The organism is Neorhizobium sp. BETTINA12A (assembly GCF_023006485.1).
Taxonomy (GTDB): domain Bacteria; phylum Pseudomonadota; class Alphaproteobacteria; order Rhizobiales; family Rhizobiaceae; genus Neorhizobium.
This window is the reverse complement of sequence record NZ_JALBGW010000102.1, coordinates 1-16843: the sequence shown is the minus strand read 5'-3', so window position 1 is coordinate 16843 and position 16843 is coordinate 1. Positions and strand designations below refer to the sequence as shown.

The 16843-nt window shown below is 62.6% G+C and carries 15 protein-coding genes and 1 pseudogene; 12 read left to right on the top strand and 4 right to left on the bottom strand.

Annotated elements, in window-relative coordinates; genetic code table 11:
- The 11 genes from MOV61_RS20750 to MOV61_RS20700 form a co-directional block, all read left to right on the top strand.
- Window positions 1-949 (top strand): acyl-CoA dehydrogenase family protein (locus tag MOV61_RS20750; RefSeq protein WP_247137922.1); only part of this gene is annotated, 949 nt, incomplete at its 5' end.
- An 8-nt stretch (window positions 950-957) separates the two neighbouring features.
- The gene (locus MOV61_RS20745) at window positions 958-1389 is read left to right on the top strand and encodes a thioesterase family protein (RefSeq protein WP_247137921.1); all 432 of its coding nucleotides are present in this window, start codon (window positions 958-960) and stop codon (window positions 1387-1389) included.
- Entirely contained in the window at window positions 1367-1762 is a 396-nt protein-coding gene (locus tag MOV61_RS20740) for a RidA family protein (protein ID WP_247137920.1), read from the top strand. Before MOV61_RS20745 ends, MOV61_RS20740 begins: the two co-directional genes overlap by 23 nt.
- 7 nt (window positions 1763-1769) lie before the next feature.
- On the top strand, window positions 1770-3731 hold the full coding sequence (locus MOV61_RS20735) for a 3-hydroxyacyl-CoA dehydrogenase NAD-binding domain-containing protein (RefSeq protein ID WP_247137919.1): 1962 nt from the start codon (window positions 1770-1772) through the stop codon (window positions 3729-3731).
- 321 nt (window positions 3732-4052) lie between these two features.
- Window positions 4053-5660 carry an ABC transporter substrate-binding protein gene (locus MOV61_RS20730; protein WP_247137918.1) on the top strand — a complete coding sequence of 536 codons (1608 nt, stop codon included), beginning with the start codon at window positions 4053-4055 and terminating at the stop codon, window positions 5658-5660.
- Window positions 5660-6814: an acetylornithine deacetylase gene (gene argE, locus MOV61_RS20725; protein ID WP_247137917.1), complete on the top strand. Its 1155-nt coding sequence runs from the start codon at window positions 5660-5662 to the stop codon at window positions 6812-6814. The genes MOV61_RS20730 and argE overlap by 1 nt, the downstream gene beginning before the upstream one ends.
- A 10-nt stretch (window positions 6815-6824) precedes the next feature.
- On the top strand, window positions 6825-7796 hold the full coding sequence (locus MOV61_RS20720; protein ID WP_247137916.1) for an ABC transporter permease: 972 nt from the start codon (window positions 6825-6827) through the stop codon (window positions 7794-7796).
- A complete protein-coding gene (locus MOV61_RS20715) occupies window positions 7793-8737 on the top strand; it encodes an ABC transporter permease (protein ID WP_247137915.1) in 945 nt (314 codons plus the stop codon). The genes MOV61_RS20720 and MOV61_RS20715 overlap by 4 nt, the downstream gene beginning before the upstream one ends.
- Entirely contained in the window at window positions 8734-9723 is a 990-nt protein-coding gene (locus MOV61_RS20710; RefSeq protein ID WP_247137914.1) for an ABC transporter ATP-binding protein, read from the top strand. The genes MOV61_RS20715 and MOV61_RS20710 overlap by 4 nt, the downstream gene beginning before the upstream one ends.
- A complete protein-coding gene (locus MOV61_RS20705) occupies window positions 9720-10724 on the top strand; it encodes an ABC transporter ATP-binding protein (protein WP_247137913.1) in 1005 nt (334 codons plus the stop codon). The genes MOV61_RS20710 and MOV61_RS20705 overlap by 4 nt, the downstream gene beginning before the upstream one ends.
- An 18-nt stretch (window positions 10725-10742) precedes the next feature.
- Entirely contained in the window at window positions 10743-12131 is a 1389-nt protein-coding gene (locus MOV61_RS20700) for a M20 family metallopeptidase (RefSeq protein ID WP_247137912.1), read from the top strand.
- A 16-nt stretch (window positions 12132-12147) separates the two neighbouring features.
- On the opposite strand, the gene MOV61_RS20695 is transcribed toward MOV61_RS20700, so the two are convergent.
- From MOV61_RS20695 to MOV61_RS20680, 4 genes and pseudogenes are all read right to left on the bottom strand, one after another.
- On the bottom strand, window positions 12148-12864 hold the full coding sequence (locus MOV61_RS20695; protein WP_247137911.1) for an anti-sigma factor domain-containing protein: 717 nt from the start codon (window positions 12862-12864) through the stop codon (window positions 12148-12150).
- Window positions 12861-13403 carry a sigma-70 family RNA polymerase sigma factor gene (locus MOV61_RS20690; RefSeq protein WP_247137910.1) on the bottom strand — a complete coding sequence of 181 codons (543 nt, stop codon included), beginning with the start codon at window positions 13401-13403 and terminating at the stop codon, window positions 12861-12863. Before MOV61_RS20690 ends, MOV61_RS20695 begins: the two co-directional genes overlap by 4 nt.
- A 156-nt stretch (window positions 13404-13559) precedes the next feature.
- Entirely contained in the window at window positions 13560-14783 is a 1224-nt protein-coding gene (locus MOV61_RS20685; protein WP_247137909.1) for an MFS transporter, read from the bottom strand.
- 154 nt (window positions 14784-14937) lie between these two features.
- Window positions 14938-15671: pseudogene (locus MOV61_RS20680) on the bottom strand (DUF899 domain-containing protein).
- 96 nt (window positions 15672-15767) lie between these two features.
- Between MOV61_RS20680 and MOV61_RS20675 the strand changes: the two are divergent.
- Window positions 15768-16843 (top strand): helix-turn-helix domain-containing protein (locus MOV61_RS20675; protein ID WP_247137908.1); only part of this gene is annotated, 1076 nt, incomplete at its 3' end.

The following is a 16843-nucleotide window of genomic DNA, read 5'->3' as shown; positions in this document are numbered from 1 at the left end:
GATCGACAGCCGCGCCGCCTGCCTGACCCGCGAAACGCTTGCCTGGCATGACGGCCTTGCCGACTTCGCCTTCGCCATGCAGGGCCTCGGCACCGGCGCGATCGGCCTTTCCGGTTCTGAAGAGCTTCGCCGAACCGTCCTGCCGAAAGCGCAGTCCGGCGAATGGATCTCCGCCTTCGCGCTGTCGGAAAAGGAAGCCGGTTCGGATGTCGCCGCCATGGCCTGTGCTGCCCGAAAGGACGGCGACCACTATATCCTCGACGGTGAAAAGACCTGGATCTCCAACGGCGGCATTGCCGACGTCTACACGGTCTTCGTCCGCACCGGGGAAGCGCCCGGTACGCGCGGCATTTCTGCTTTCGTGGTGTTCGCCGACGATCCGGGCTTCTCCATTGCTGAGCGCATCGATGTCATCGCCCCGCATCCGCTGGCGACGATCCGCTTCGAAAACTGCCGCATCCCGGTTTCACGCCTGCTGGGCGTGCCTGGCGAAGGCTTCAAGATCGCCATGCGGACTCTCGACATTTTCCGAGCCTCCGTCGCCGCCGCCGCTCTCGGTTTCGCCAAGCGGGCACTGGATGAGGCGCTCGCCTATGCCAAGGCGCGGCCGATGTTCGGCAATCGCCTTTCCGACTTGCAGCTCACCCAGGCCGCTTTTGGCGACATGGCAGCCCAGATCGACGCCGGCGCACTCCTCACCTACCGCGCTGCCTGGCGTCGCGACGTGCAGGGCCTGCCGACCACCAAGGAGGCCGCGATGGCCAAGATGGTGGCGACGGAGAACGCCCAAAGCGTCATCGACCGGGCGGTACAGATCTTTGGCGGCCGCGGCGTGAAGAGCGGCGAGATTACCGAGAGCCTCTACCGGGAAATCCGGGCGCTGCGTATCTACGAAGGTGCGACCGAGGTTCAGAAGCTCATCATCGCCCGCGAACTGTTGAAGGCGTGAAGACGATCATGGCTTACACGACGTCCCGCCGATTGAACTTTGGAGATTGCGATCCCTCCGGCATCGCCTATTTCCCCTCCTATCTGAACATCATGGTCGGCGTTTGCGAGGAATTTTTCGGCGCGATCGGCTCGCCCTGGCCGGACATGATCGGCCACCGCAAGATCGGCGTGCCGACCGTGACGCTGGACGTCGCGTTCAAGAGCCCTGGCTACCATGGCGATATGATGGATTTCACCATCAAGGTTATGCGGATCGGCAACAGTTCCGCCGATCTCGAATACGAGGTGCGGGCCAACGACCGCTTGCTCTGGACCGCCAAGCAGCGGCTTGTCGCCACCTCGCACGAAACCCACAAGGCCCTACCCTGGCCCGACGATATGCGCTCAGCGCTGACACAGCATTTGGAGAAGAATAATGCACACCATCCTGCAGCCTGAAGGCTGGGCAAAACCGATCGGTTACGCCAACGGCGTCGCCGCCACCGGCCGCCAGGTCTTCGTCGGCGGGCAGATCGGCTGGAACGGCCAATGCCAGTTCGAAACCGACGATTTTGTCGGCCAGGTCAGGCAGACGCTGCAGAACGTTGTCGCCGTGCTGGCCGAGGCAGGCGCCGGACCCGAGCACATCACCACCATGACCTGGTATTTCACCGACAAGGCCGAATATCTCGGCAACCTCAAGGGCATCGGCCAGGTCTATCGCGAGATCATCGGCAAGCACTTTCCGGCCATGGCCGCCATGCAGGTGGTGGCGCTGGTGGAAGACCGCGCCAAGATCGAAATCCAGGCGACAGCCGTCATTCCGGCCTGAGGCAATCATGAACGAGACGATCGAATTTTCCGCTACGGTTTCCGCCACGATCCGGAACGGGGTTCTGGTCGTCACCATCGACAATCCGCCGGTCAATGCAACCTCTGTCGATGTCCGCAGCGGGCTGGAAAAAGCTCTCGCCTATAGCGAAACGACGGGCGAGATCACCGGCGTCACTATTACGGGCGCCGGAAAGACGTTCATCGGCGGTGCCGACATCAAGGAATTCGGCAAGCCCGCCATGGAGCCGACCCTGCCTGATGTCATAGACAAGATCGAAGGTCTGTCGAAACCTGTCGTCGCAGCGCTGAACGGTGCAGCACTCGGCGGCGGTCTCGAAGTGGCACTTGCCTGCCACTACCGCATCGCCTCGCCAGCTGCACAGGTCGGCTTGCCGGAAGTCAAACTCGGCATCGTGCCGGGCGCCGGCGGAACGCAACGCCTGCCGCGCCTGATCGGCATTCCGGCAGCGCTCGACCTCATCACCTCCGGACGTTCGGTGAAGGCCGAGGAAGCCCTGAAGCTCGGGATCATCGACGAGGTGGTCGCGGGCGATCTCGTCGAGGCAGCAATATCCGCGGCCTTGACCTTGGCTGAGAAACCACTCCGCCGCACGGGCGAGCTGAACATCGCCGCTATCGATTCGGCCGAAATCGAAAAAGCCTCGGCCAAGATCCTCGCCAAGGTGCGCGGCCAGAAGGCGCCGGTGGAAGCAGTTCGGCTGATCACCGCGTCCAATCGCCCGCTTGCCGAAGGACTGGCAGATGAACGCGCCACCTTCCTGGCACTGCGCGACAGCCGCGAGGCGGCAGCGCTACGCCATGTCTTCTTTGCCGAGCGGGAATCTTCCAAGGTCGAAGGTCTGGAAGGTGTCAAGCCTCGCCCGGTCGAGACCATCGGCATCTGCGGCCTGGGCCTCATGGGCAGTGGCATCGCAGTCGCAGCCCTTGGCGCCGGTTATTCGGTGATCGGCCTCGATCAAACGTCGGAAGCCGCCGAAAAGGGCCGCCAACGCATCATCGGCCTGCTGGAGCGCAATGTCGCCGCAGGCCGCCTCGACGAGGCCGGGTTCGAGGCCCAGAAGGCGCGCCTTTCCGCGACAGCGGAAGATGTCGATCTCGCCCGTTGCGATCTCGTCGTCGAAGCCGTGTTCGACGATCTCGCGGTCAAGACCGATCTCTTCCGGCGTCTCGACAAGGTCATCCGCCCGGATGCCGTGCTGGCGACCAATACCAGCTATCTGAACCCGGACGAGATCGCCGCCGCGACCGCCCATCCGGAACGGGTGCTTGGCCTGCATTTCTTCTCGCCTGCCCACGTGATGCGCCTCCTGGAAGTCGTGCGCTGCGCCAAGACCGCACCGGATGTGCTGGCGACAGGGCTGGCGGTCGCCAAGAAACTGCGCAAGCTGCCGGTCGTCACCGGCGTCACCGAAGGCTTCATCGGCAACCGCATCTTTTCCGCCTATCGCCGTGAAGCCGAATTTCTGCTGGAAGACGGCGCCCTGCCGCACGAGGTCGATGCTGCGCTGGAAGACTACGGTTTCCCCATGGGCTTGTTCGCCGTCTACGACATGGCCGGCCTCGAAATCGCCTGGGCCCGCCGCAAGCGGCAGGCGGCCACCCGCGATCCCTCGGTGCGTTATGTCGAGATTGCCGATACGCTCTGCGAGGCGGGACGCCTGGGCCAGAAAACCGGCCGCGGCTGGTACGATTATCCGAACGGCAAGCGGACCGTCGACCCGGAGGTGACCGCTATCATAGAAGCCGCGCGAGCCCAAAAGGGCATCACCCCGCGCACATTTTCGAGGAACGATATTCTCGAAAGATTGCTCGGCGCAATGTCATTGGAAGGTGAGGCCCTGCTGGCGGAAGGGATCGCCGCGAGGAGCAGCGATATCGACCTGGTGATGATCAACGGCTACGGCTTTCCCGCCCATAAGGGCGGTCCGATGTTTGCCAGGACTTAAGGCTTACGAAGGCGCCTTTAAAAACATAAACCCCTGATACGCTTGTAATATTCCGATGCCTTCAAGGTCTTTGAGACCCTTTTGCGTGCTCGGAATCCGCTCGCCCGAAAGAGTTACGCTCATTTGATCAAACATGCTTGCATGTTTCCTTAAATCGCCTATTGTTTGCCCAAGCCTCGCAAGTAGGCATCTCAAAACAACGACAGGGAACGCTGCATGCTCACACTTCCAGAGCTCACTCCGTCGAGATATTTTAATCATAAAATATCTACCGCATCGTTGTCCCGTATTCCGACTGTCTCGTGGCGCGCTTAGGAGATCATGATGCCTTTCCCGTTTTCTGCATTCAAACGTAAGATGCTGCTGGGTACCATCGCCGCAGCTGCGATCGCAGCTCCACTTGGAGGCCTGGCCCAGGCGGCGGATTTCAAGTTCGCCGGCCCGCTCGATGCCTATACGCTTGACCCCCATGCGGTTTCGAACACGCTGATCTTCGCCGTTCTCGCCAATGTCTACGAACCGCTTGTCCGCCGTAACGCCGAGCAGAAGATCGAGGCGGCACTTGCGACCGACTGGAAGCAGGTAGACGGCACGACCTGGGAATTCAACCTTCGCAAGGATGTGAAATTTTCGAACGGCAATGCCTTCAATGCCGATGACGTAATCTTCTCGCTGACCCGCGGCCAGGCCGGTGGCATCAAGGCAAACCTGAATTCGATCGCTTCGATCGAGAAGGTCGACGATTACAAGATCCGCATCAAGACCCGCGCCATCAACCCGATCCTGCCGAACCAGATCACCAACTGGTACATCATGGACAAGGAATGGGCCGAAGCGAACAACACCGTGCAGCCGGGTGCCGCCAACAACGCCACCGAGACCTTTGCCAACCGCAATGCCATGGGCACCGGTCCCTACGTCATCAAGGAGCGAGATCCGGGTGTGAAGACGGTCTTTGCGCCGAACTCTGGCTGGTGGGACAAGAAGACCGGCAATGTCGATAATGCGACGTTCTTCGTCATCCCCAACCCGTCGACCCGCGTATCCGCCCTCATCTCCGGCGAAGTCGACATGATCGACGGCGTGCCGCCGCAGGATGCCGAGCGCATCGAGAACGATCCGAAGCTGCATATGCAGGCGGGCCCCGACCTGCGCACCATCTACATCCAGCCGGACGTCGCCCGGGACAGCCTGATCTTTGGCAGCGAAAAGACCAAGAACCCCTTCAAGGAGCTCAAGGTCCGCCAGGCCATGGAGCTGGCGATCGATACCGGCGCGATCCAGAAACGCATCATGCGCAATTTCTCTGTCCCTGTCGGCCTGCCGATCGGCAAGGAAGTCAATGGTTTCGATGCTGCCCTCGGCGCGCCGGTAAAGCCGGACGTCGATAAGGCCAAGGCGCTGATGAAGGAAGCCGGCTATGAAAACGGCTTCTCCGTCACACTGGATTGCACCAGCGACCGTTTCATGAACGACGAAGCTACCTGCCTTGCTGTCGCCGCTTCGCTCGCCCGCATCAACATCAAGGTCGATCCGCGTGCCCAGCCGACCGCCAAGTGGGCGACCCAGGTCAACCCGCCGGAATATAATACCAGCATGGCAATGCTCGGTTATTCGCCGGCCACCTATGACGCCCACATCTTCCTGACCTCGATCGCCGCCACCCGCGACGCCAAGAGCGGCCTCGGCGCCTTCAACATCGGCGGTTATTCCAATCCGGAAGTCGACAAGCTGATCGACCTGATCGGCAAGGAGACCGACCAGGCCAAGCGCACCGGCTATATCACCCAGGCCTTCAAGCTCATGAAGGCCGACGTCGCCTTCATTCCGCTCCACCAGCTGAATATCCTCTGGGGCGTGAAGGACAACGTCACCGTCGTCCAGCCGGCCGACCTTGCCTATCCGCTGCGTTATTTCACGGTGAAGTAATGACCATTGCATCCGATATATCGAGGCAGCTCGCCGGCCTCGTGTCTTATCCCACGGTCAGTGCCGTATCGAACCTCGACCTGCTCAAATATGTCGAAGACCAGACCGGCCCCTTCGGCGGGCGTGTCCGGCGTTTTGCCAATCCCGAGGGCGACAAGGCAAACGTGCTGATCACGATCGGCCCGGAAGCGCCCGGCGGCATCATCTTCAGCGGCCACACGGATGTGGTGCCGACCGAAGGCCAGGCCTGGACCGGCGATCCGTGGACGCTCAGGGAAGCGAACGGCCGCCTGATCGGTCGCGGCGCCACCGACATGAAGGGTTTTCTCGCCTGCTGTCTTGCGGCCGTCCCCGGCATTGCCGCCAAGAACCTCAAGAAGCCCGTCCACCTCGCCTTTTCCTATGACGAGGAGGTCGGCTGCACCGGCGTCGGCTCAATGGCCGAATGGGTGGGCCAGAGCGACCTGAAGCCGCGGCTCGCGGTCATCGGCGAAGCGACCAGAATGGACATGATTGCGGCCCACAAGGGCGGACTGATCGGCTGGTGCCGCATCAAGGGCAAACCCGGCCACTCCTCCCAGCCGGATCGCTACGTCAACGCAGTCATGGTCGCCGGCGACATGATCGCCGAAATCAACCGCATCCGCGAGGACATGCGCAACGGCCCGCAGTTCGAAGGACTGGATCCGCCCTATTCGACCACCCAGGTCACCGTCATCAGGGGCGGCCTGCACGGCAATATCGTCTCCGAAAACTGCGAATTCTTCTGGGAAATGCGCCTCATTCCAGGTCAGAATACTTATGAAGTGCTGGACCACATGAAGCGTTTTGCTGCCGAAAAGCTCGAACCGGCCATGAAGGCGATCGATCCGTCCTGCGGCATCGTCTTCGACGTCCAGGCCAGCATCCCGGGCCTTAGACCCAACAACGACCCTGCGCTCGATGCGGAACTGTTGGCGCTTCTCGGCCGCACCGAACCCCGCTATGTTTCCTATGGCACGGAAGCGGGCATTTTCCAGATCGCCGGCGTCCCTTCGGTCGTCATCGGTCCGGGGGATATCGCCGATGCCCATCAGCCGGACGAATCGGTCGCGATCTCCGAGCTCGAGAAATGCGCCGCCTTCCTCGACCGGCTCGGGGACAGCTGCTGCTAAGGAATTTGTCGTGCTGAATTATGCCGCGTCACGGATCGTGCAGACGGTCATCGTCCTGCTGGTGATCAGCTTCATCGCCTTCCTGCTGGTCGCCAATATCGGCGACCCGCTGGCGGCCCTCCTCTCCGCCGACGCGACCGTCAACGAGCGGCTGGAACTGATCGCCAAGCTCGGCCTCGACCAGCCCCTCTGGACGCGCTTCCTGCATTTCATCGGCAACATGCTGCGGGGCGATTTCGGCTTTTCCTATCGCACACAGGACCCGGTCGCCAACCTGATCGCGGAACGCCTTCCCGCGACTGTCGAGCTCGCCTTCGTCAGCCTGCTGATCACCATCGTGGTGGGAGTGCCTGCTGGCATCTATTGCGGCGTCAACCCGAATTCGCTGTTCGGCCGCTTCATCATGCTGATCTCCACGGCCGGCATCACGCTTCCGAATTTCGTCGTGGGCATCCTGCTGATCGCGGTATTTTCCGTCCAGCTCGGCCTGCTCCCCTCGTTCGGGCGCGGCACGGTGGTCGATCTCGGCTTCTGGAAGACCGGGCTCCTCACCGTCTCCGGCTGGCGGGCTATCCTGCTGCCGGCAGCGACACTTTCCACCTTCCAGGTCGCCTTCATCATCCGCATGCTGCGCACCCAGCTGATGGAAGTCGGCCAGAGTGAGCACATCCGCTTTGCCCGCGCCCGCGGTCTGTCGGAAGCGCGCATCTGGTATGTCTATGCGATCAAGAACACCCTGCTGCCGGTCATCACCATGCTCGGCCTGCAGCTCGGCAACATTATTGCCTTTTCGGTGGTGACTGAAAACGTCTTCGCCTGGCCGGGCCTCGGCTCGCTGTTTCTGCAATCGATCCAGGGCGCCGACATTCCGGTCATCGCCATTTATCTCATCTTCGTCGGCCTGGTCTTCATGGTCATCAATCTGATCGTCGAGCTGCTTTACCCGCTGATCGACGCCCGTGTGCTGAGGAGGCAATCATGACGCCTGTCGTCAGCACCCCGGTAGCCGGCCCGGCTCGCCGCAGCAGAGGCGCCAAGCTTCTGCGCGCCATGCGCCGGGCGCCAGGCCCTACTTTCTGTGCCATCATGATCTTGGCCCTGCTGGTCTATGCCTTCGTCGTGCCGCTGTTCTCCCTGAACCCGTTCGAATTCTCCGGCATGTCGGTGCTGGACAGTTTCATTCCGCCGGCATGGATGGCGGAAGGGTCGGTTGATTTCCCGCTCGGCACAGACGACCAGGGCCGCAACCTGATCACCGCCATGGCCTATGGCATGCGCACCTCGATCATCGTCGGCTTCCTGTCGGTCACCATCGGCCTCGTCCTCGGCGGCAGCCTCGGCCTGATCGCCGGTTTCGTCGGCGGCAGGGTCGACGCCTTCATCATGCGCGTCGCGGACGTGCAGCTCGCCTACCCCGCCCTGCTGCTGGCGATGATCATCGATGGCGCCGCCCGCGCCGTGCTCGGCGCGGAACGCAGCGTGATGACCGCCATCACTATCGTAGTGCTCTCGATCGGCATCGCATTCTGGGTCCAGTATGCCCGCACCATCCGCTCTTCAGTCATGATCGAGCGCGACCAGGATTATGTCTCGGCGGCCCGCATCACCGGCCGCAGCAATCTCGCCATCATCGTCCTGCATATCCTGCCGAACGTCATGGCCCCGGTTCTGGTCATCGCCACCATCAATCTCGGCATCGCCATCATCACCGAGGCGACCTTGAGCTTCCTCGGCATCGGCATTCCGGTCACCTCGCCGTCGCTCGGCACGCTGATCCGCAACGGCAACAATTTCCTGCAGTCGGGCGAATGGTGGATCTCGGTCTGGCCCTGCCTGATCCTCGTCCTCTTCGTCGTTTCGGTGAACATCCTCGGCGACCATCTGCGCGACGTCTACAATCCGCGCCTGCGGGGCCGCTCATGATCAACGCAGCCACTCCCCTCCTCGACGTCCGCGACCTCACCGTCACCATCAATCGCGATGGGCGGCTGGTCACCGCGCTCGACAAGGTCTCCTTTTTCGTCAATCCTGGCGAGGTGCTCGGCATCGTCGGCGAGTCCGGCGCCGGCAAGTCGATCACCGGCGCGGCGATCATCGACCTCCTTGTGCCGCCGCTGAAACGCACCGGCGGCACCATCACCCTTGCCGGCGAACGGCTCGACCAGCTTTCCCCAAAGGCGATGCGCGGCGTGCGCGGCGGCCGGATCGGTTTCGTTTTCCAGGACCCGATGACCAGCCTCAACCCGGTGATCACGATCGGCCAGCAGCTCTGCGACACCATCCAGACGCATTTGAAACTCAGCGGCAGCCAGACGAAGAAACGAGCGTTGGGCTGGCTCGACCGGGTCGGCCTGCCCAATCCTGACGTCCAGTTCAAACGTTTCCCCCACCAGCTTTCCGGCGGCATGCGGCAACGCGTGGTGATCGCGCTCGCGCTCTGTGCCGACCCGGTGCTGGTCATTGCCGACGAGCCGACCACAGCCCTCGACGTCTCCGTCCAGGCGCATATCCTCGAACTGCTGCGCGACCTGCATCGCGAAAGCAATGTCAGCATGATGCTGATCACCCACGACCTTGGCGTCATCGCCAAGATGGCCGATCGCGTCGCGGTGCTTTATGCCGGCCGCGTCGCCGAGATCAGCCCGGTCGGCGAGCTCTTCAATGCGCCGAAACATCCCTATACCCGCGGGCTGATCCGGGCGACGCCGATGCCGTCGGCCACCGGCGAGATGCGGCTCGACCAGATCCCAGGTGCCATGCCGGGGCTCGGTGCGGTTCCGCCCGGCTGCGCCTTCAATCCGCGTTGTTTCAGGGCGGAAGGCGATTGTCGCGTGACCATACCGCCGCTTCATCACGAGGAAAGCTCCGCCTTTTCCTGCTTCCATCCGCTGGAAAGGGTGACCGCATGAGCGCTTCCGACTTCCTCATCCTCAATCACGTCAGCAAGGTCTACCGCCGCAACCAGAGTCTTATCGAACGGCTGAAGAAGAGCGAGAGCGGCGGCACCAAGGCCGTCAGCGACGTTAGCCTCACCGTCCGCCATGGCGAAACCATGGGCCTGGTTGGCGAAAGCGGCTGCGGCAAGTCCACGCTGGCACGCCTCGTCTCCGGCCTGATGGCGCCGACATCCGGCGAGATCAGCTTTCCGCCCAATGCATCCGGCAACAAGCCGCGGCTGCAGATGATCTTCCAGGATCCCTATTCCTCGCTCAACGGCCGCTGGACGATCGAGGACATCATCGCCGAGCCGATCCGGGTGCATAAGCTGCGCACCGGCCGCACCGCGATCCGCGCCCGCGTCGACGAGTTGCTGGTCCAGGTCGGCCTTTCCGCAGCAGATGCCGAAAAATACCCGCAGGAATTTTCAGGCGGCCAGCGGCAGCGCATCTGCATCGCCCGCGCACTTGCCGGTGAGCCGGAATTCCTGATACTCGACGAGCCGACCTCGGCGCTCGACGTCTCGGTGCAGGCGCAGATCCTCAATCTGCTGCGCGACCTTCAGAAGAACCTGCACCTCACCAGTCTGTTCATCACCCACAATCTCTCGGTCGTGCGTATCATGGCCGACCGGATCGGCGTCATGTATCTCGGCGAGCTGGTCGAGGAGGCGACGGCGGAAGAACTGTTCCGCAAGCCGCGCCATCCCTATACCCGCCTACTCATCGATGCCGCGCCCGACATGGATACCAGCGACCGCTCGCTGCACCCGATTGCCGGCGAACTGCCGAACCCGGCCTTCCCACCCGCCGGCTGCCGTTTCCATACGCGCTGTCCCTTCGCGCAGGACATCTGTCGCAATACCGTGCCGCCACAGAAGGTGACCGAGGCAGGCGGCATGTTCCGCTGCCATTTCGATCTCGACCTGTCGAACGCGACGGTCTTTCCCGCCGTGAAGGCCAGGACGGCCTGAGTTTCCAAGGATGCCGCGATGACCCCTGCCTCCCGCCAAGCAACGATCGACAAGGCCGTCGGTTATCTCGATGACGGCTCATTTGAGGCCACGCTGCGCAAACGCGTGGCGATCCCGTCTGCCAGCCGCGTCGCGGCCAACAGGCCGGACCTCTGGCGCTATGTCACCGACGACATGCAGCCGTTTTTCGAGCGGCTTGGCTTCACGACGAAGATCTACGAAAACGATAGAGCTCCTGGCCCGTTCCTGCTCGCCGAACGCATCGAAGACCCGCGCTTCACGACCGTCCTGCAATATGGCCACGGCGATGTTGTCGCCGGGCTGGACGGCCAATGGGAGACAGGCCTCTCGCCCTTCGGGATGACCGAGAAGAACGGCGCCTGGTATGGCCGCGGCACGGCCGACAACAAGGGCCAGCACGCGGTGAACCTCGCCGCCGTCGAAGCACTGCTCGCGACAAAAGGTTCGCTCGGCTTCAACCTCAAATACCTGATCGAGATGGGCGAGGAATCCGGTTCGCTGGGGCTGGAGGAAATGTGCGCAGCGCATCGGGACGAGCTGAAGGCGGACGTCTTCATCGCCTCGGACGGTCCACGCCTCGCCCTCGAACGGCCAACGATCTTCCTCGGCGCCCGCGGCGGCATGTCCTTCCATCTGGAGATCAATGCGCGCGAAAGTTTTCAGCATTCCGGCAACTGGGGCGGCATCCTCTCCAATCCCGGCATCGAACTCTGCCACGCGATCACCGCACTGGTCGGCCGCACCGGCCAGATCAAGGTGCCCGAAATGACGCCAGGTTCGATCCCAGAAAATGTCCGCACTGCGCTCAAGGATTGCCACATCACGCCCACTGCCGGCGACCCGCCGATCGAGCCCTGGTGGGGCGAGCCCGGCCTGACGCCGGAGGAGAAGGTGTTTGCCTGGAGTTCCTTCGAGGTGATGGAAATGGAATGCGGCAACCTCGCCCAGCCGCTCTACGCCATCCCGCCAAAAGCTCGCGCCCGCATGCAGCTCCGCTTCCCGGTCGGCGTCGATCCGGATGCCGTGGTCCCGGCCGTCCGCAAAGTGCTGATCGATGCGGGTTATGACCGGGTGGTGGTCAAGGACCCGACCGACGCGATCTTCCTCGCCAGCCGCCTCGATCCCGATCATCCCTGGGTCAGCCGCGTCGTCGCCTCGATCGAGAAGACGCTCGGGAGCCCGCCGGCGATCCTGCCCAATCTCGGCGGCTCGCTGCCGAACAACATCTTTTCCGATCTGCTCGGCCTACCGACGATCTGGATTCCCCATTCCTATCCCGGCTGCCTGCAGCATGCGCCGAACGAGCATCTGCCGATCTCGATCGTCCGGGAGGGCCTCGCGATGATGGCCGGGCTCTATTGGGATATCGGCGAGACTGCGGCCTGACCTTCAGCTTTCGCCGTCATGGTCGGTGGGCGGCACCGCTTGCCACGACCGGGCCGGTGGGCAGGCCGGTCCGCGAACCACCGAACGGTTCAAGGCTGACGGCAAGCGTCGCGCCTTCGGCCATGTTGCCGCGCAGATCTGCGGGAATGACGAGCTCGCCAGCCCGATCCGGCTGGAACACGCCGAGCGAACGCGGATCGCCGCTTCCGGGTACCAGCCAGAGCTCCAGCGATTTCTCTTCGCGTCCGCCGGCCGCGACCGGTACGATCCGCAATCGGCCGTTTCTGGCATCATAGGACGCGAGCAAGTTGATCTGCTCATTGGTCGAGGACAATTCCGCCACCAGCGGAGCAGCTCCCTGCGGCCTTGGAATCACACCCGACGCATAAAACACGGCAGCGACAGCAACCGCCGACGTGCCAAGCGCGAACCATCGCCAGAACAGCGCGGAATTCCACAGATCCCACGAGGGGGCGGCAACCCGGGCAGGACCGAAGAGACGGGTTTCTATCCGGCCAAAAACCACCGGGCGCGGCGCCACGTCCTGGTAGTCGTCGTTGAAGGAGGCAAGATCCGCCTGCCACCGTTCGACAATCCGGGCAAAGGCACGATCGCTCGCCATGCGCTGTTCGACGGCGCGGCGAGCCTCGAGTGAGAGAACGCCGAGCACATATTCGCCGGCCAGGATCTCGTCCTGCGGCCGCCTGCCCTGACTTTGTTCGCCCGACGTCATCGCTCCATGCACTCTCTCAACTTGAGAAGGCTCCGGCGCAGCCACGTGCGCACCGTATTCAACGGTACCTTCAATTCTTCCGCCAGTTCAAGATAACTCAAACCTTCCACATAGGCACGTCGAACTGCACGTGCATGCGCGGAATCCAGCTCCTGCATGCACCTGTCGATGCGACGGCCTTCATCCGCATTGGCCACCTGCTGTTCGGGATCGAGCGTGCCGTCATCGGCAAGGTCGTAAGCGGCATCAAGGTCTTCGGCGACAGGTTTCCTGGCCCGCAGGATGTCGATCGCATGATTGCGCGTGATCGCCGCCAACCAGGCGAGGGGCGAACCGGTATCCACGGCAAAAGTCCTGGAGCGCTGCCAGACCCTGACATAGATTTCCTGGAGCGCTTCTTCCGCGTCGGACCTGTCTTTCAAGATACGCAGGCAGATCGAAAATAGTTTCGGGCTCGTCGCATTATACAACGAGGCGAACGCTTTGCGATCACCCATCGCCACGCGATTGATCAGGGCCGCGATCTCATTGCTTTGCATTCGGAAAAAACCTCGCCGTCCCCATCTATAGAGAACGCAGATCTCAAAAAACAAGGCGCCTTCGTCGCAAAACCCGCAGCAGGGCCTTCCATCTCCTCGCAGCCGATATCCCGCCCTGGCTTTGCCTCGTCGGGATCACTGCTGCTCGCCGGGGCATCAGGCGGCGTCGAGGGCCGGCACTGCCTGTCGACCCTTGGGAAAAGGCTTGAAGGTCAAGGCGATCAGGAAGGCGCCGATGCCGATACCCCAGGAGCCGACATAGAGCCATGTGTAGCTGGCGAGCGTATCGTAGATCAGCCCTCCGGCCAGGGGGCCGGTCGCCATGCCCAGGCCGCCGGCCATTGCTGTCCCGCCGATCACCGTGCCCATCATCCGCATCGGGAAATTCTCGCGAGCGATCACCGCATAGAGCGGCATGACACCGGCATAGATGAAGCCGAACAGGGCGGCGACTGTATAAAACGACCCGAGACCTTGTGCGAAAACATAGGCCAGCGCGCCGAACGCCTGGGCCAGCAGACCGAGAACGAGCACCTGCTTGGCACCGAACCGGTCTCCGAGAATGCCGAACACGACGCGGCCACCCATGCCTGCCAGGCCTTCGACACTGTAGATCGACACGGCGGCTATCATCGGAATTCCGCAGGTCACCGCATAGCTCACGGTGTGGAAGATCGGCCCCGAATGGGTGGCACAGCAGAAGAAATTGGTGAGCAGCAGGATGATGAACTGGGGCGATCTCAACACCTGCCGCGTCGACATGGAGGACTGAGGATCTTCACCTGGCGATGCGGCAATATTGCCGCTCTCCAAAGCCGGCGCACGCCGGACGAGCAGAGAGACAGGGATCATCACGACCGCCACGAGTATCGCGATGATCTGCATGGATGTTCTCCAGTCGTAGATCGACACCAGCCAAGCCGCGAAAGGCGACATCGTCATCGGCGCCATGCCCATGCCGGCCGAAACCAGCGAGACCGCGAGGCTTCTGTGCGTATCGAACCAGCCTGTGACGCAGGCCATCATCGGCGCGAAGATTGCCGCGATCGCCGTGCCGACGGCAAGCCCGAAGATGAGCTGGAATGCCGGCAGCGATGTCGTCAGGCTTGCCGATGCAAGGCTGACGCTGAGCAGAATCGAGCCTGCGAGAACGATCGGGCGAGGTCCCCAGCGATCAAAAAGGCTGCCCCAGGCAATGCTGGCAAATGCCATCGCGACAAACCCGATGGTCATGGCACTCGACACGCCGGTGACCGACCATCCGGTCTCGCGCGAGATGGGCATGAGGAAAACGGGCAGGGAAAACATCGATCCGATGGCGAGGCAGCCGAGAAGGCCGCCAGCCGCCACGATGATCCACCGATATTGAATATTGGTCATTTTTATCTCCATTTTGCAGTGTCCGGCAGCCGGTCGCGCGGCGATGAAGTTGCCTGCGTGCAGCCGTGAAATGCCGGCATGTCAGAACGTTAACTGCCTGAGCCGGATCGACCGAGTCGGCTCCGGTTCCTGTCAAGACCAGCCAAAGGCTGCCTCAATACTGGTCGTGCCGGCGCAGCCACGCCATCGGGAACCGGAATTCGTCCTCGTTGCGGCCCTTGGGCACAAGATCCAGATAATGATAGGCGCCGTTGAGCATGTCGACGCCGCGCGAATAGCAGGAATAGGTGTGGAATACCTCGCCGCTGTCGTTCCTGCAGAAGACGCTGATACCCACTTCTTCGGATGCGTTGCTCGGCTGGACCTCGTAATTGTAATAGGCCACGCCCTTGGGGAGATCTTCCGGCCTCACCGACACCTGATAGTCGAAATTGAAATCGCTGCCATGTGAAGAGAGCCACGGGAAGTTCCAACCCATGCGTTTCTTGTAGGCGTCGAGCTTGGCAAGCGGAGCCCGCGAAATGGCGACGAAGGCCACGTCGCGGTGGTTGAGATGAACCGGGATGCCGTTGAAATTGTCGGCCCAGAACGAACAGGACTTGCATGCCTCGTCCCAATCGGGACCGAACATGAAATGATAGACGATCAATTGCGACCGCCCGTCGAAAAGATCTGCCAGGGAAAGCTCGCCATTCGGCCCCTCGAATCTGCCAGGGAAAGCTCGCCATTCGGCCCCTCGAACCGGTAGGGTTTTTCGACCCGTTCCCAGGGCATCGTCATCCGGCGGCGCGTCAGCGCATCCCGTTGGCGGGTGAATTCCTTCTCCGCGGCGAGCAGATCAAGGCGAGCCTTCAACCATTCTTCCGGCGAAACGACTTGATTTTGCATATCAACCTCCTGTTTGTTGGAATGCAGCTTGGTGGTCGTGGGATAGACTAGGGCCGGATATCGAATGGTGAGAGTGACAAGTGTGACGGGATTCCGATGGACTCGCTGATCACCGCCGCGGCGCGTGCGCTCGCCTCGGGCGATCCCCTTGGTGCCTTGAAGCGGGTGGCGCTGCGCGACGATGCGCCAGCACTCGCCCTTAGAGGCATCGCCATGGCGCAGCTCGGCGAGCTCGTCCGAGCGAAGGCTCTCCTCAAAAGAGCCACTCGCGCGTTCGGCCCCAAAGAGACGATGGCGCGCGCCAGATGTGTCGTCGCCGAGGCGGAGATCGCGCTCGTCTCCCGCGATCTGACCTGGCCGGTGAAAGCACTCGACACGGCCCGGGCGGTGCTTGAAGCGCATGGTGACCGGGTGAATGCCGCGCATGCGTTCAATCTGGAGGTCCGGCGCCTGCTGCTGATCGGCCGCCTCGACGAGGCCGAGCACCTGCTCGCGGGCTTCGAGCCGCCGTCGCTTCCGCCGGCGTCGAGGGCTGCCTATGAACTGGTCGTTGCAGGCGTCGCAATCCGCCGCCTCCAGACGAAAGCGGCACGCGCCGCGCTGACCCGCGCGGAGCAGGCCGCACGGGAAGCCGACATTCCGGCACTGACGGCGGAGGTCGAAACCGCGTCCCTCGTCCTGAAGACGCCCGCGGTACGCCTGATTGCACGGGGCGAGGAACGTCCGCTGCTGCTGGAGGAGGTAGAAACCCTCCTCGCCTCCGGCGCGCTGGTGGTCGATGCCTGCCGCAACGTCGTGCGGACCGGAGACACGATTATCTCGCTCTCGTCGCGGCCGATATTGTTCGCGCTCGCCCGTGCTCTGGGTGAGGCCTGGCCAGGCGATGTGCCGAGGAGCACGCTACTCTATCGCGCCTTCCGGGCCAGGCACGCGGACGAATCGCATCGCGCCCGCCTGCGGGTCGAAATTGGCCGGCTGCGTGTCGAGCTTCAGACGCTGGCGAATGTCACCGCGACCAAGAGGGGTTTTGCGCTGTCACCACATGGAAATGCCGACATCGTCGTACTGGCGCCGCCCGTGGACGAGCAGCATGCGGCGGTGCTCGCCTTGCTTGCCGACGGCGAAGCGTGGTCGAGCTCGGCGCTGGCGATCGCACTTGGCGCCAGTTCCCG

Coding starts and splice junctions, on each gene's coding strand:
- MOV61_RS20700 (WP_247137912.1), top strand. CDS start 10,743: ATGACCCCTGCCTCCCGCCAAGCAACGATCGACAAGGCCGTCGGTTAT.
- MOV61_RS20745 (WP_247137921.1), top strand. CDS start 958: ATGGCTTACACGACGTCCCGCCGATTGAACTTTGGAGATTGCGATCCC.
- MOV61_RS20695 (WP_247137911.1), bottom strand. CDS start 12,864: ATGACGTCGGGCGAACAAAGTCAGGGCAGGCGGCCGCAGGACGAGATC.
- MOV61_RS20710 (WP_247137914.1), top strand. CDS start 8,734: ATGATCAACGCAGCCACTCCCCTCCTCGACGTCCGCGACCTCACCGTC.
- MOV61_RS20685 (WP_247137909.1), bottom strand. CDS start 14,783: ATGACCAATATTCAATATCGGTGGATCATCGTGGCGGCTGGCGGCCTT.
- argE (WP_247137917.1), top strand. CDS start 5,660: ATGACCATTGCATCCGATATATCGAGGCAGCTCGCCGGCCTCGTGTCT.
- MOV61_RS20690 (WP_247137910.1), bottom strand. CDS start 13,403: ATGCAAAGCAATGAGATCGCGGCCCTGATCAATCGCGTGGCGATGGGT.
- MOV61_RS20740 (WP_247137920.1), top strand. CDS start 1,367: ATGCACACCATCCTGCAGCCTGAAGGCTGGGCAAAACCGATCGGTTAC.
- MOV61_RS20735 (WP_247137919.1), top strand. CDS start 1,770: ATGAACGAGACGATCGAATTTTCCGCTACGGTTTCCGCCACGATCCGG.
- MOV61_RS20715 (WP_247137915.1), top strand. CDS start 7,793: ATGACGCCTGTCGTCAGCACCCCGGTAGCCGGCCCGGCTCGCCGCAGC.
- MOV61_RS20730 (WP_247137918.1), top strand. CDS start 4,053: ATGATGCCTTTCCCGTTTTCTGCATTCAAACGTAAGATGCTGCTGGGT.
- MOV61_RS20705 (WP_247137913.1), top strand. CDS start 9,720: ATGAGCGCTTCCGACTTCCTCATCCTCAATCACGTCAGCAAGGTCTAC.